Origin of the sequence: Paenibacillus sp. NPDC058898 (assembly GCF_049316025.1) — a bacterium.
Classification (GTDB): domain Bacteria; phylum Bacillota; class Bacilli; order Paenibacillales; family Paenibacillaceae; genus Paenibacillus_AQ.
The window spans coordinates 292572-307799 of record NZ_JBMOSM010000007.1 but is presented as its reverse complement, the minus strand read 5'-3'; the positions used below and the strand labels follow the sequence as shown (position 1 = coordinate 307799).

Here is a 15228-nt window from a genome sequence, read left to right as displayed (position 1 = left end):
GAGTAAAATGATTCATCTGTATTTAGACGACTGGCGCCCCAATCCGAAAGGATTTGCGCTGGCTCGAAACGGGGAAGAGTGCTTGTTGATGCTCCGTGAATGCGAAGTGGATGTTCTGTCGCTTGATTTTGAATTGGGGCACGGCCAGATGAACGGTGGCGACGTGGTTGCAGCCATGATCGCCGAAAACCTGCAGGCCAGGGAAATATACTTGCATACCTCAAGCCCGTCGGGCAGAAGAAAAATGTATGAGCTGCTCTATGAGCACATGCCGGAAAGCGTCCAGGTTCACAATGGGCCGATGCCGGAATCCGTTCTGCGGGAAGTTGCCCAGGGTTCAAGATGATTGAGGTTACACAGCGTGAATTGACAGAGAGGCTTGAATGGCACGAGCGCCTGACGAAACGAGATGCGAATGCGGAGCCTGTCATCGTATTTTTACATACGCCATTATGCGGCACATGTGCCGCTGCGCGTAAGATGATCGACATTGTGGAACATGTGGTGCCGGATGTACAGCTGCTCGAAGCCGATGTTAACTTTCTACCGGGCATTGTGGAACGGTATCAAATTCGCAGCGTTCCTGCATTGCTGGCTATTCAGTCGAGTCCCCTCGCCGCGCCGGAGGTGCTGTACCGGATGGGTTCCGTGCAGGATATCGTAAGTTTTGTTAGGAGTGTGAGGCCGTGATTTCGTTACAGCATGTTTCGCTTGTCAGAGGGAGCCGTCATATTCTGGATGATGTTAGTATCGAGATGAAGCCGGGACAGAACTGGGCCATTTTGGGCAGGAACGGATCTGGCAAAACGACGCTGCTGGAAATGATGACAGGATATATGTTTCCTTCCCGTGGGCGTGTTGAGGTCCTGGGTCATGTTTACGGACAATGCGACGTTCGGGAGGTCCGGAAGTCCATTGGCTATATTAGCCAGTCATTATTAGAGAAATTGACCCTGAGCGACCCAGTCTGGGAGGTTGTGGCAACAGGCGCGTATGCCTTTCTGCGCTTCTACCAGGACATTCCGGAAGAGGCCAGGAATCTAGCCTATTCCCTGCTGAAAGAAATGAATTTCGGCCATCTGGCGGAGCAGCCTCTCGGGACATTGTCCCAAGGTGAACGGAAAAAGGTGATGTTGGCACGCTCCCTCATGGCCGATCCGAAGATTCTGATTATGGATGAGCCTTGTGCCGGCCTGGATTTGTATGAACGGGAGAAGATGCTGCAGGAGATTCACAACCTGAGGCAGCGCGAAATTACGGTTGTGTACGTCACGCATCATATCGAGGAGATTGTCCCTTTATTTACTCATGTGGCGCTCATGAAAGACGGCCGCTTAACGGGTGCGGGAATAAAAGAAGAAGTATTAAACCATGTACTTATCAAACAAACTTATGATATCGACGCTCAGCTGGAATGGGATGGCGGACGTCCCTGGATCAAAGTTATTTCTGGAGGTTAATCCGTTTGGATGAATTAAATGTGATGCAAGAGCATGAGGAACAGAATCAAAATCACCGGGATTTTCACAGCAAGTGGGTATGCACAGCAAACCATGGTTTTGCTCCCTACGCCCAAGAAGAGCTGCGCCGGATGTTTGGCAGTTTAAAGAGCACGATGATGATGCCGGGCGAGGTGTTTTTGGCGACACTCGGCCATTCCGAAGAGGAGGCGAAGCGGCTAATTACGTCTTCCCCGCCAATTTTTCTGCGGCATTTGTTTCCGGTACATCTGGAGGTAGCGGCCGATACCGCTGCCGAAGCATTGCATGCGGTCGCTCAGCATGTCATGAAGCAGGAGGAGATCGGCAGCAGCCGCGTATCCATCCAGATCCGAAAGACGGAGAACAGCTCGTGGAAGGAAAACCCGGCGGCGCTTCGAGATGAATTACAGCATCGTTTGGCTGCGCTAGAAATTGAATACACGGTTCAGGCACCGGAGTGGATTATTTCACTATTCGCTGCTGACAGCGTCTGGTATGTTGGCGTGTCGCGGCCGGAGGACAACCTGTCGGATTGGAACGGAGGCGCCGTCCGCTTTCAACGGGAAGAGGGACAAATCTCAAGAGCCAAATTCAAGCTCCTTGAGGCGGAGAAACAGTTCGGGATTCCGTTTGATTCCTTCCGCAAGGCAGTTGATATCGGAGCGGCGCCTGGCGGATGGACATCCTTTCTATTGGAGCGCGGCCTGCAAGTTACGGCAGTTGATCCGGCGAAAATGCATCCATCACTCGATGGTCATAAAAACCTCCGCGTGATTCACAAGAATGCAGCGGACGTATCGTTTAGAGATTCTGAGTTTGACTTGTTGGTGTGTGATATGAGCTGGAGTCCTAAACAAATGGCCAGAATGGTGACCGGGCTGCTGCACAGCCTTCAAACGGGCGGTACTGCTGTTATTACGGTGAAGCTGCTGACTAAGAAACCGATGGCGCTGGTAAAAGAAATCATGTCGGTGTTTGAAGAGTCCAGAATGCAGATTCAGGGAGCGAAGCAGCTGTTCCATAATCGGGACGAGATTACGCTATATATGATTAAGTATTAAAAAAGTCTTTACAAGTGAATGTAACTTGTTCTATAATGATTCCAAAATTAACCAACGACAACATTAGGGAAAGCATCCCGCTATTCATCACAATTCAGTGATGAGGCGGAGTGCTTTCCTTTTTTTTGTTGTGCTTGTAAGTCAGAGGAGAGGGCGTTGACATGAATCAGCCTTGCAGATTGGTACATGGGGAAGTGTTGGGCGAGCGTTACGTGATTGACCGCGTGATTGGTGAAGGGGGCATGAGCTGTGTATATCTAGCCGAGGATCAGAAACTGCCCGGGAAGAAATGGGCAGTGAAAGAGAGCTTGTCTGAACCCGGTATGCAGCGCGCCGTTCAGGATGAGGCACAGCTTCTGATTAAACTCAGTCACCCGCGGCTGCCCCGTATTGTCGATTTTTTTCATGTTCAGGATACCGGCTACACCTATTTAGTTATGGATTATATTCAGGGCATGACATTGGAGAAGTACTTCCGAGGATATCGGGGAAATGTGAATCCGGACTTCATTATGGAACTGATCGAGCAATTGCTGGATGTTCTGGAGTATCTCCATAATCACGAACCTCAGGTTATATTCCGAGATTTAAAGCCATCGAACATTATGCTGACCGATCAGCTGGAGGTTAGACTCATCGATTTTGGAATCGCGAGAAGTTATAAACAGGAGAGTGGCGAGGATACGGTCAAGCTAGGCACGGTTGGATTTGCAGCGCCGGAGCAATACGGAGGAAGGCAAAGCGATGCGAGATCGGACCTGTATGGACTTGGTGCGCTTCTGCTTTATCTCTCAACCGGAGGCAAATTCAGTGAATGGATAACGGGCGTGGAGCGACATATTCGGGGTGATTTACCAAGAGAGCTTGTGCCCGTTATCCGAAAGCTGCTGCAGTATGCTCCGGAGCACCGATATCAATCCACAGTAGAGGTTCGTTCAGCACTAAACAGGCAGCAGTCGATTACTGCGAATATTGCGGGTGTTCAGTCCAACACGCTAGCCGGGACGCTTGTGACGGCCGTATTGGGGACATCGGCCGGTGTAGGAACAACGCATAGCTGTATCGCATTTGGCCATTACTTGGCATCAAGGTACGGGAAGGTAGCGATCGTGGAAATGAGCGCAAAATCCACCGCCTTTACCCGGATTCAGGAAATTGCCGAGGGCGGGAAGCTTGGATCTATCCGAAAATTCGAAATCAACGGGATTCATTTCTGGCGGCAAACGGCCAGAACGGAAGTTATTTCGCTGCTCGGAGGCAGCTACGATGCAGTTGTGTTGGATTTGGGAGCATATCGGGACAGCGAACGGCTTGAGGAGTTCCTTCGGGCCGATCTGCCTATCGTTATCGGATCAGGAGCGGAGTGGCGACAGCATGATGTGGTGACGCTGGCCCGGATGCTGTTAAGACACCCACAGGCGGCAAGGATCTATGCACTGCCTCTTGCAGGAGAAGAAACAATTCAAGAGATGAGAAGAACGCTAGGAACGAATAAAGTTTATTCTTTACCCCTGCAATTGGATCCGTTTGAAGTACCGGACAGCAGCAGGGAGGCATTTGCACAGTTATTTCAGGACTACTTGCCGCCGGCAGAAAGGAAGCGAAGATTCAGGTTTCTTAAGAATTAACCGCATTTGAACTGAAGGAGATGAAGCAATGCCGATTATCAGGAGGCGCAGCCGCAAACTGATATTTGCTGGACTTGCCGGCGCAGCCGTAACGGGTGCCGTATGTGCTGGCGCAATGATGTATTATGTGCACGGTTATAAAGAGCAGCAGAATGTAGAGCGTACTAAATACGAGCAGCGAATCACGGAGCTTGAAGAGACACAGCTGCAGCAGCTCAATTCAATGAAGGTTGCATGGGTTCCGTTAAAAGATATTCCGCCTGGTCATTTCATAGATGCGAAGGATATTAAGGAAGTGCGTTTGCCTGATGACGGTTCTTCCGGCAATCTGTTCTCGGTCAAGGAAGAGATCGCAGGGAAGGGGGCTAAGATCGAGCTGCTGCAGGGAACACCGATTACCCGCTCGATGCTCTTTGAAGAAGAGCCGACACCGTCTGATCTCCGTCATCGGGAGATGAAGTCCGTATATCTGCCAAGCAATTTACGCCAAGGGGATGTGATCGATGTAAGGGTTCAATTTCCTACCGGACAGGATTACATCATTTTATCCAAAAAGAAGATCGACAAGCTTCAAAATCCGGCGTTCTGGACGACGTTAAGCGAACAGGAGATTTTATTGCTTTCCAGCGCTTTGGTGGATGCTTATCTGCATGATGCAACGCTTTATGCACTCACCTATGTAGAGCCGGAGCTGCAAGATAGAGCGATTCCTAACTATCCTCCGAACGCTGAAGTAACGAAGCTGATTACAAGCAACCCGAATATTGTGAAGAAAGCTGAGAAGTTTTTCGAGATTACGCTGCGAAACACGCTGGAAGAGGATTTAAAGAAGCTTCAACCGAATCAGCAGGCTCAGGTATCTGACATGCATCATAACTCGATCTTTGCTAGCGGTGCAAGGAGTCCGGACTCCTGGAGTCCTGCGTCCAACATAAGCCCCCAAGCAAAATCTTCAACGGATACGGAATGGAATACCGCTGACATCCGTTCTGACGATGAGTCCAATACAGAGACTCCGATCCGTGAAGAGCGGGATTCAGAAGCGGAGCAAATTTTGGGATCATCCGGCTCGCCAGAATCCCAGAATAGCAGTGATAAGGAATCACCAGAAGCGGAGTTGATATTCTCAAGTCCTTAGTAAGACAAGGCGAACCCCGAAGAACAGACGGTAACTGAAGGAGTGTAATCAAAGTGAAGACGTGGATATTTACAGGCATCTGTGATAAGAGCGACATGCTCCTCTATATGTGCAAAATATTAGCCAATGGAGACAATAGAGTACTGCTCGTGGATGGTGCGATTGATGCGAAGTACAAACATTGCATAGGCGTGATACATCCACAGCTGCCGGTTATGGAGTTTGCCGGATTCGACGTGGCAACCGGATTTGAGAACTATACGTCGCTGATGGACTATCTGGAGGAAACAGACGAGAGGAAATATGACTATATCGTCATGGACGTGGAGAAGACGGAATTCCTGGACAAGATGCAGTGGGATACAGCAGATGCCCATGTTTGGGTTAGCGGGTTTGAGGTAACAGGACTGCGTAAGAGTACGGCTTTGCTTGATGAACTGAGAGCTTCAAGAACAGATGCTCCGCTACCGCCGTTCCACCGGGTATATGTTCAGGTCATTGAAGATTTGATGGATGAAACCTACATTGAAGGCTATCTGGAAGACAGCCGGATTCAGTGGCTGGGTCCTCCTGTGAAAATGCCATGGGATGAATTGTTTTTCGCCTTGAAAATAAAAAATGAACATGCAGGAAGATTGGGCATCAAGCCATTGTCCAGACAGTATAAACGAGCGCTTACTGAACTTCTCCGCCTTTTAACGGAAATGGAGCAGCGGCATATTCGCCGGGCACTTCGGCAAGCAGGAAGGAGGCATGCATGAGTCTGATTGCTGTATGGAGTCCCTTGAAGAGCGGCAGTGGCAGTACGGTGTTGGCTTCGAGCTTACCTATCGTATTGGCGCTTGAATATCAGGTTAAAGTGCTCCTCGCCCATGGTGGACATGCAGGGGAACGAGTGGAGCAAGCCTTTACCTATAAACAGGAAGCATTAGATTATATGACGGCATTTCAAGATACCGGAATGGATGCCTTGGAACGGCTTCGTGCAAGCGGGCGACTGAGCCCAGAGAATGTACGCAATTATACCTTGCCGCTCCTGTCTGATCGGCTCGATCTTTTATGTGGACCGAAACCCATGTCTGCCGATGCTATACATGCAACAGGAAATGCGGAGGACAGGAAACAGGCAGAACTTATGACCAGAGTTATGGAGTCCTCCAAGCGAAGTTACGACATCACGGTAGCCGATGCAGGAAATGGAGTTCCTGGTGCGGCAGATCGGGCGATACTTCAAGCGGCAGACTTAATCGTAGTTGGTTTGAATCAGAATTTGCATATCCTGGAGAGTGCGATTGAACAGGAGAGGTTGCCTCCAGAAGTGAGTGACAAGGCATGCTTGTATATCGTCGGCAAATATGACCGGGATAGCCATTGTACACTGCAAAATATCAAGCGCCGCTTTGGCATCAAGACGACGGTACTCGGTGTTCCGTATTGTTCCGGGATGACGGATGCATGGAATATGCGCTCAGTTATGCCCTACATGCAGCGAAGCCGGGGAGGCGCTGACCTGAAACGCATGAGCTCACTGTATAATGCGGTTCGTAATCTGGCGGATGCCGTGGCTGAACAGCTTGGTCTTCCTGCTGGCGGTTCGAAACTGGGAGGCCTGCATGCTCTTGGGTAATTCCTTGAATACGATATGGATCATCGTCATGATTTTGTTTGTATTGCTGTTTGTATATCTGCGTTATTTGGATACCCGAAAACCGGCGGCTACGATTTCGCGGGGATCGGACCCCTATTCTCTTGAAGCTATGACTGCGTTTGTTAAAGAAAGCCTCCATCAGCTGACGCACAGCCAGTTGTCTGATTTAGGGTTGCACGAAGAGGAGTATCGCCGCAGGCTGAACAAGCGAAGCGAATTGAGAAGTGCCCTCAAGGGCTGCGTTTCCGGAGATGTGCTGGATAAGGCGTATGTAAAGGATTTTTTAAAGCAGCTCCTGGTAAGAGACCTAGGTTTGAACGAGTCCAACATTCATGCAGCCATTCCGTTCGAAAACCTGACCGAGTTAACAGCCCAGGATCAATTCGAGATCATATTATACCTGTATAAGCAGAGGCACGGAGAGGATGCTCTATCCGTACTTCTTGAAACGTATGATCTTGCAGAGCCGCGCGTGATTCCAGGTTATGGAGAGGGCAGCGTCTATGCGGTTACTGCGGAAGACATCGCATATATCTATGAGTCAGAGCAGCGTCCGCTCTTGTTTCCGGAGAAGCTGGACATCGTCGTTCAGCGCATATATCAGCAGTACAAAGGCTTTTCCGTTGTGGATGAAATCAGGGATCAACGGATTGACGGGATCAGTGGCGGCGTTAGTGGCATTCCTGTTAATCGTGACAGCGGGCAGGACATTTTTCACTCCGAGGATGAGTTTCTGGGGCTAAGTTTTTCGCATCCCGAATCGCCAGCAACAGGCTGTGAGAGTGTGTGGATTTTTTATCGAGGGGTGTCGCTGCATCTAGCTTTTTTATCATTTGGTTCGATGCTGGAACTTAAGAGGGTATGTCAAAACATATACAAATACAATCATCCTGGGCAGCTTTCGGAAGCCAGCGGTTATAAAGTGAATGAAATGAAGGATGGCTCCAGGGTCGTTGTGGTCCGGCCCCCATTTGCCGAGTCCTGGGCGTTCTTTGTCCGCAAGTTTGATCTGCCCAAGGCTTCGCTGGATCAGTTAATTACGGGAAACGGCTCCGAATTGGTGATCGGTTTGTTGAGGTATTTAATGAAAGGCAGCCGGATTACGGCAATCACCGGTGCTCAGGGATCCGGAAAAACAACGCTGCTCATGGCGATGGTGGGTCATATTTATGCGTCTTATACTCTTCGGGTTCAGGAGATGGCCTTTGAGCTGCATTTAAGGAAAATCTACAGCCGCAGGAATATTCTCAGCTTCAGGGAAACCGAGCATATTAGTGGGCAGGCAGGTCTGGATCTGCAGAAGAAAACGGACGGTACCGTTAATATTCTTGGTGAGGTTGCCAGTGACGAGGTTGCGTCATGGATGATACAGATGTCTCAAGTGGCAAGTTTGTTTACCGTGTTTACCCATCATGCCAAGACATTCAAAGACCTTGTACAATCCTTGCGTAACTCCTTACTCAAGAGCGGCGTTTTCAGGCAAGAGCATATTGCTGAGCAGCAGGTGGTCAGCGTGATCAACTTTGATATTCATCTTAGAAGAGACGCTGACGGTAACCGTTACATAGAGCGTATTACAGAGTGCATCCCGGTTGAGAAGGGATCCCTGCCACCATTCGAGGGAACTTCGGAAAAACGCTGGAAGAGCAGCATGGAGGAGTATTTTCAGCTTAGTGCAGAACATATGCGGAGATTGAACGAATTAAGTTATTTCGTATCCCGTAATGTAATTGAATACCGGGACGGTGCCTATATCGCTGCCGCCAAGTTATCCGAAAGCAGTGTTCGTGAAATGTCCGAGCAGATGCATCCGGAAGATGCCGAAGAATTCAGAGTGTTTCTGGCTTCGGGTTGGGGGGAACAAAAGTGACCTCTAAAGATGTGTTAATACTGATTTTAATCATATCTCTGGCACTGTTCTCCATCACATTCGGTATCATGTCGTGGATGAACAGGAGACGAGGGGATCGTGAGGTAACTTCCGTCAAGGTGGATGCGGGCGAGGTGAGATCCTTGCGGGGGATGTACCGGCAATGGTTTCAATTGGCCTATATGTATGGGATGAAGCTCCCGCTAATCAAAACCTATCTTAAACGGATCAGACAGCGGATCGCGATCATGCATCCTTACGACGAAATATCACTCCGGTTTGAAACAGTGAGGCTAGCCTTGGCGATAACCGGCACGATCGGGTTAACCGCCATGCTTCTTATATGGAGTCATCCGGACTTGGGGTTTATTATCATTGTTATTCTCGCAGCAGCGGTTATTAACAATATGCTCATTGAGATGTTCATTAACCGACTGGAACGAAAACTACTTATCCAATCGGTTGAATTGTTCTCCTCCGTCCGCCATCACTATCAGCAGCATGGAATGGTAGAGGAAGCTTTGTACGAGGGGGCGGAGACTTCTGGACATGAAATCTCTATGCATGCCCATCGGATCTACAATGCTTTGGTATCCCACGATCCTGATGACGAGTTGGAGAGGTATTATGAGGTAGCGCCGAACCGATATCTTAAAGCGTTTGCGGGTATTTCACATCTGGTCATGGAGTTTGGCGATCATGCGAGAAAACAAGGCTCAATCTATCTGCATGGACTAAGCGGATTGACCAAGGAGATCCAATTGGAAATATTGCGCAGAGACAAGCTGGATTATTTAATGAAGGGCTTGAATGTGATTGCGTTGGCGCCGGTCTTTTTCACCAAACCGATTGAACGCTGGGCCAGAAGCAGTTTTCCATCGATGGATGTGTTTTATATGAGCAAGCTTGGGTATATGACCAAGATATCCATTTATGTCATTATTCTCATTTCTTATATCTTGCTTCAGAAGCTCCAGCAAAATCGAGAAACGGATTACCGCGCTGAGGTTCAGAAAATGACCTTGGAAGAAAGGATGTACCGAATTCCTGTTATGCGCTGGCTTGTGAAGGTGATGGCTCCGACACCCGGTACGGTGAAATATGACAGGCAGATACGGTTACTAAAGGAAAGCAACGCGAGAATCAAGTTCGAATGGCTCTATATCAGAAGGGTGACGTTTTTCCTCCTGGCTTTCTTCCTGTCGTTATCGCTGGCAGCAGGCCTGCATGTGCAGGCAAAACATCATCTGCTGTATGTCCCCGTTTCCCTGAACCATTCCCTGTTCGGCCAGATGAATGAGATCGAGCGTCGGCAGGCAGAAGAAACGGTTGAGCGTGATCGGCTGCTAATGGAACAATTGCATATGTCGCCGGATGCAACCGATGATCAGATCAAACAGATGGTCAGTGAGACAGACCCTATTGGATTGACCAAAGAACAAGTTGAAATCACAACCGATCGAATTATGACTAAACTGCAGCGCTATGATAGCGAGTATTTGAAATGGTGGGAGTTGCTCCTATCCTTTCTGGCAGGTGTGGCTGCATATGCGGCGCCATTATGGCTGCTGCATTTTCACCGGAAAGTTCGCAATATGGAAATGCGGCATGAAATTTATCAATTTCAGACGGTCGTCTCTATATTGCGTGGAATGGAGCGAATCTCGGTTGAGGGCATATTAGAATGGCTTAATCGGTTTGCCGTTATTTTTAAAATTCCCATTCAAAAAAGCTTGCTTCATTACGAACATGGCGCACAGTTGGCTTTGCTGGAGTTGAAGGAAGACGTCTGGTTTCCTGAATTTCAGCGGCTCGTGGACAAGCTGCTGCTTGCGGTGGATAAAGTACCGATCAAGGATGTTTTTGATGATATCGATGGAGAAATGATATTCAGTTTCGAGCAGCGCAAGCAGGAATATGAAGCGATGATCGACACGAAGGCCGCATGGGGGCGAATGATCGGTTTTACTCCGATGTATGCGCTGATCTTTATGTATCTTGTCATTCCGCTAATCGGCATGAGTTTCTCCCAGATGGAAACGTACTATGAGCAAATTCAACGATTATAACGACACGAGGATGGGTCAACTGGAATTAGATCAGTAGATTTAAAAAATAAATAAAAGAATGAGGGAGATTTCAATGAATAATGCATCATCCGCTTTAAAGGTTGCAGCAGGTATATTTCTGACCATTGCTTTGATTACCATTGTTGTTATTTTGTTTATCTCGGCGCAGGAGGCAACCAAAACCGCTCAGAACAACTTTTCAGATATTCAGACAGAGCTGTCCCAGGCAGCATTTACCGTATATGACGGAACAACCATCAGCGGTTCTCAGGTGACAAACGCACTGCGCAAATACAAGGACAAGGATCAATTTGGCGTTTTCATAGCAACAGGCAAAAATAAAGCAGGGCAATGGTACGGCAATGTGTTGGAGAAGGACGGTTCGATTCCCAATCCGGATTCAAGACAGGGAAATATCGAACACGTTATGGATGAGAAAAGCCCGGAGTACGTCAATCCAAGCGGGAAATTCAAGGCCACCATCGTTAAGGATGATTCCAACGTGATCAGAGGCATCAAGTTTGATCAATAGTTATGAATGGAAAGGTGACTTGCCTTGCGTGAACAAACGATAAGCGCGCTGGAAATGGCAGCAGGGGTGGCATTATTTCTTAGCGCAGCCCTGTATGCATTGCATATTCATACGATGGTTGATGGCGGTATATCAGCCGCAGGGAGAATGACTCAGGAGCAGCATGCGGGTGTGATCACCGTAGAGATGACGAACGAGAACAGGAAGCTCATTTATAAGGGGAGCGAAGTATTATTCACGCTGCGAGAGGTTCAAGCAGGCGGCTTCAATATGTATGTGGATGGAGCACTGTTCCGATCAGGAAGTAATCCGGAGGAGCTGGATCTCTCGATCATTGATATGAACGCCCGTTATGCTACGGAGTACGTTCGGAGAATCAATGGAGATGTGGAAAGCATCCAGTTTGTTAAAGTGAGGTAACAGCAATGTCAAACTCGGTTTCGAAATGGTTTGCTGCCTTTCTGGCACTTCTTCTGCTGTACTTGGTTCCCGCAGGTGAGATGGCCAGAAGACAGGATGATCTGTCACGACTTGTTGTTTATCAATCCGTCACCAAATTCGTGGACAGTGTTCGTACGAAGGGGTATATTACTCCGATCATGTACAATGACTTCCTGCAAGAGCTGGCAGCCACCGGGAACATTTACAATGTGGAGATGGAGCACCACCACAAGAAGTACCACCCGGAATATGGGGATCCTTCAGATCCTGGTACATTCCTGAATCGTTATTCCGTCGTATATGATGCTTACTATCAGGAAGATGTTATGGGATATTTGTTCCCGGAGTCGAATGTTGATAAACACGATGATAGACGCCGATATCGCTTAACGGCCGGAGATCACTTCCAGGTAAGTGTCAGTTCTCTGAATCGAACACCCGGACTGATCATGTTCGATGCGCTGACCGGATCAAATTCAGGTGGAAAAGCAGCAATCGCATTCCCATACGGAGGCTTGGTTCTGAATGAAGATTACTGATCTTGCCATCGTATTCACCGCCGTGTTTTTCCCCATGTTTATTATTCTGGGCATGCATGCCGAGAGTCTGGAGGATGTCCGGTACGTAGAAATGAAATACTCGGCAGCTCTGCGCACAGCCGTCCAAGACGGTGGGATGATGCTGAACGATAATGAGACCCAGGACAAAGAGTCGGCATATGATTCTTTAAAGTTCATGCGTGCGGACAAAGAGCGAGCGCTGGAGTCCTTTTCTCAGACGCTGTACATCAATATGGGGATCGCGGATGATCCGGCTGCGCAGACTGCCTTGTGGTGGTATATTCCTGCTATCGTTGTGCTGGATTATGACGGGTATTATATGTATGTTTCGCAAACTTTCACCAACGCGTATGGGGAGGAGCTCATGGAGCACAGATGGACGCCCAAAATCCCTTATGCCTGGAATGATGGCAGGGGCAACAGCATCCGGTTTACATTGGATTCCTTCGTTCAGGTGTATGAATCAGGTGGAGGCTCCTCCATCTGGCACTCTGGATTTCGGGAGGATCTGACTGGCAGGACGGGTGTAGCTTTGCTGGAAGATAAAGATAGGTTTGAACAAGTTAGGCGGATCACGATTGTGAATACCGTTCAAGATCATCTGGCTTATTACATACAGCGGCACAACCAAGTGGCGCTCCGAAACGGAGTATCCTATACGTTCGCACTTCCGTTGATATCCCAGGAAGAGTGGGTGAATACGATTGATGATATCGGTATGATGGCATTTATTCAAGGTATTCCCCTGGGCGATCAGTATTATAATAACTATGCCCTTGGAGGCGGCAGACTCGTTAAAGCTCCGGTTTATTTCGGAGGTGTGGATAGCAGGGGACTCAAATATTATTATCGCGATGTCTGCCAATACAACTATCGGGTGGAAGAAGTGTTTCCGAGTGCCAAGGAGGCAGCGGCAGCAGGTTATCAGGAGAAAAGCTGTTCTAATCCCGGTGTTCTATAATCTCTGAAAGTTATGGTTTCTGCCGGACTCCAGGATGTGATACAATAAACTCTTGACTGTGTATATTTCGCTAAATTAACATGAAATAAGTTCATTTTATACAGACAGGAGTTACTATAGCCATGAGTTTATTGACTGTAGAGAACGTATCACATAATTTCGGGGAACGTACTCTATTTAAGAATGTATCCTTTCGTTTGTTGGCAGGCGAACATGTTGGTTTGGTTGGAGCAAACGGCGTAGGCAAATCAACACTAATGAATATTTTGACCGGGCAGCTGTTAAAAGACAGCGGCAAGGTGGAGTGGACACCGAAGATCCGGTACGGATACCTGGATCAGCACACCAAGCTGACACCTGGCAAAACGGTTCGTGATGTGTTGAAGGATGCCTTCCTGCCTCTGCTAGAGCTGGAAAAAGAAATGATGGAGATCACCAATAAGATGAGTGATGCTTCTCCCGAAGAGTTGGAGCTGCTGCTCGAACAAATGGGTGAAATTCAGGAGCAGCTGGATATCGGGGATTTCTACATGTTGGACGTAAAGGTTGAAGAGATGGCGAATGGTCTTGGGTTATCCGTCATTGGCTTGGATCGCGATGTAGCAACATTAAGTGGGGGACAGCGTACTAAAGTATTGCTTGCAAAGCTTCTTCTGGAGAAGCCCAATGTACTGTTGTTAGACGAGCCCACCAACTATCTGGATGTTGAGCATATTGATTGGCTCACTCAATATTTGAAGCAATACCCATATGCTTTCATCTTGATATCCCATGATACGGAATTTATGAACCAGGTGGTGGATGTGATCTATCATTTGGAATTTGCAAAATTGACTCGCTATACAGCGAACTACGAGAAGTTCCTGGAAATGGCCGATATCAATAAGAACCAGCATATTGATGCTTACGAGAAGCAGCAGGAATTCATCAAGAAGCAGGAAGACTTCATTCAGCGGAACAAGGCCCGTTACTCCACCTCTGGCCGAGCGAAAAGCCGGGAGAAGCAGCTGGATCGTATGGAGCGGATTGACCGCCCCGAGGAAGCAGCTAAACCTGTGTTTAACTTCAAGGAATCCCGTGCTAGTGGTAAAACGGTATTCGAGGGGATCGATTTTGAGATCGGATATGATCGACCATTGCTCCCCAAAATGAATATCCTGATCGAGCGAGGAGAGAAAATTGCCATTGTTGGCTGTAATGGCGTAGGTAAATCAACGCTGCTGAAGACCATATTAGGCAAAATCCCGGCGCTCTCCGGGAAGACGTATCAAGGGGATTTCCTGGTGCCTGCTTATTTTGAGCAGGAAGTACGTCCAGGGAATATTACGCCGATTGATGATGTGTGGAACGAATTCTCACACTTGAACCAGCACGAGGTTCGTGCAGCGCTTGCTCGCTGCGGGCTCAAAAACGAGCATATTACCCGTCCATTGAAGGCACTTAGCGGCGGAGAGCAAGCCAAGGTCCGTCTGTGTAAACTTCTGATGCGCGAAAGCAATTGGATTCTGTTTGACGAACCGACGAACCACCTTGATGTTGTGGCTAAGGAAGAACTAAGACGTGCTTTGAAAAAATATAAAGGCACAATCCTGCTGGTTTCCCACGAACCTGAGTTTTATGAGGATTGGGTGACCAAGATCTGGAACGTCGAAGACTGGTCCAACCAGAATTCCTGATTCATATCAGGATCAGAATCCAGCTCTCTGCCAGGACAAATGAAACTTTGATTATCATAAATTTATTAGTATTCCATAAGGAGGATGGGCAGATTGCTGCCTGTCCTCCTTATGTATATCCGCAAAATGGGGCGTACGGTTACGGTTTATTTGTTTTATGTTT

General features: G+C 48.2%; 15 protein-coding genes. All 15 read left to right on the top strand.

The window, feature by feature from the left end; genetic code table 11:
- The first annotated feature begins 7 nt into the window (after window positions 1-7).
- The 15 genes from ACOZB4_RS20615 (at window position 8) to ACOZB4_RS20545 (ending at window position 15065) form a co-directional block, all read left to right on the top strand.
- Window positions 8-346: a cyclic-phosphate processing receiver domain-containing protein gene (locus ACOZB4_RS20615; RefSeq protein ID WP_076321155.1), complete on the top strand. Its 339-nt coding sequence runs from the start codon at window positions 8-10 to the stop codon at window positions 344-346.
- Window positions 343-690 carry a thioredoxin family protein gene (locus tag ACOZB4_RS20610; protein WP_098743275.1) on the top strand — a complete coding sequence of 116 codons (348 nt, stop codon included), beginning with the start codon at window positions 343-345 and terminating at the stop codon, window positions 688-690. The genes ACOZB4_RS20615 and ACOZB4_RS20610 overlap by 4 nt, the downstream gene beginning before the upstream one ends.
- Window positions 687-1460, top strand: a complete 774-nt coding sequence (locus ACOZB4_RS20605) for an ABC transporter ATP-binding protein (protein WP_379406935.1) — start codon at window positions 687-689, stop codon at window positions 1458-1460. The genes ACOZB4_RS20610 and ACOZB4_RS20605 overlap by 4 nt, the downstream gene beginning before the upstream one ends.
- 5 nt (window positions 1461-1465) lie before the next feature.
- Window positions 1466-2542: an SAM-dependent methyltransferase gene (locus ACOZB4_RS20600; protein ID WP_379406936.1), complete on the top strand. Its 1077-nt coding sequence runs from the start codon at window positions 1466-1468 to the stop codon at window positions 2540-2542.
- A 161-nt stretch (window positions 2543-2703) separates the two neighbouring features.
- The gene (locus tag ACOZB4_RS20595) at window positions 2704-4170 is read left to right on the top strand and encodes a serine/threonine protein kinase (protein ID WP_379406937.1); all 1467 of its coding nucleotides are present in this window, start codon (window positions 2704-2706) and stop codon (window positions 4168-4170) included.
- A 28-nt stretch (window positions 4171-4198) separates the two neighbouring features.
- Window positions 4199-5308: an SAF domain-containing protein gene (locus tag ACOZB4_RS20590; RefSeq protein ID WP_379406938.1), complete on the top strand. Its 1110-nt coding sequence runs from the start codon at window positions 4199-4201 to the stop codon at window positions 5306-5308.
- A 53-nt stretch (window positions 5309-5361) separates the two neighbouring features.
- Window positions 5362-6069, top strand: coding sequence for a hypothetical protein (locus tag ACOZB4_RS20585; protein WP_379406939.1), 708 nt, complete (start codon window positions 5362-5364; stop codon window positions 6067-6069).
- The gene (locus ACOZB4_RS20580) at window positions 6066-6935 is read left to right on the top strand and encodes a hypothetical protein (protein WP_379406940.1); all 870 of its coding nucleotides are present in this window, start codon (window positions 6066-6068) and stop codon (window positions 6933-6935) included. The genes ACOZB4_RS20585 and ACOZB4_RS20580 overlap by 4 nt, the downstream gene beginning before the upstream one ends.
- A complete protein-coding gene (locus ACOZB4_RS20575) occupies window positions 6922-8826 on the top strand; it encodes an ATPase, T2SS/T4P/T4SS family (RefSeq protein WP_379407012.1) in 1905 nt (634 codons plus the stop codon). The genes ACOZB4_RS20580 and ACOZB4_RS20575 overlap by 14 nt, the downstream gene beginning before the upstream one ends.
- Window positions 8823-10895: a hypothetical protein gene (locus ACOZB4_RS20570; RefSeq protein ID WP_379406941.1), complete on the top strand. Its 2073-nt coding sequence runs from the start codon at window positions 8823-8825 to the stop codon at window positions 10893-10895. Before ACOZB4_RS20575 ends, ACOZB4_RS20570 begins: the two co-directional genes overlap by 4 nt.
- 73 nt (window positions 10896-10968) lie before the next feature.
- Entirely contained in the window at window positions 10969-11427 is a 459-nt protein-coding gene (locus ACOZB4_RS20565; protein WP_076321164.1) for an ABC transporter permease, read from the top strand.
- 24 nt (window positions 11428-11451) lie between these two features.
- The gene (locus tag ACOZB4_RS20560) at window positions 11452-11847 is read left to right on the top strand and encodes a hypothetical protein (RefSeq protein ID WP_379406942.1); all 396 of its coding nucleotides are present in this window, start codon (window positions 11452-11454) and stop codon (window positions 11845-11847) included.
- Window positions 11848-11852: 5 nt separating this feature from the next.
- Window positions 11853-12407, top strand: a complete 555-nt coding sequence (locus ACOZB4_RS20555) for a hypothetical protein (protein ID WP_339272400.1) — start codon at window positions 11853-11855, stop codon at window positions 12405-12407.
- Window positions 12394-13389 carry a hypothetical protein gene (locus tag ACOZB4_RS20550; RefSeq protein WP_379406943.1) on the top strand — a complete coding sequence of 332 codons (996 nt, stop codon included), beginning with the start codon at window positions 12394-12396 and terminating at the stop codon, window positions 13387-13389. The genes ACOZB4_RS20555 and ACOZB4_RS20550 overlap by 14 nt, the downstream gene beginning before the upstream one ends.
- 122 nt (window positions 13390-13511) lie before the next feature.
- Window positions 13512-15065 (top strand): ABC-F family ATP-binding cassette domain-containing protein, encoded by a 1554-nt coding sequence (locus ACOZB4_RS20545; protein ID WP_379406944.1) that lies wholly within the window; start codon window positions 13512-13514, stop codon window positions 15063-15065.
- The last annotated feature ends 163 nt before the right edge of the window (window positions 15066-15228 follow it).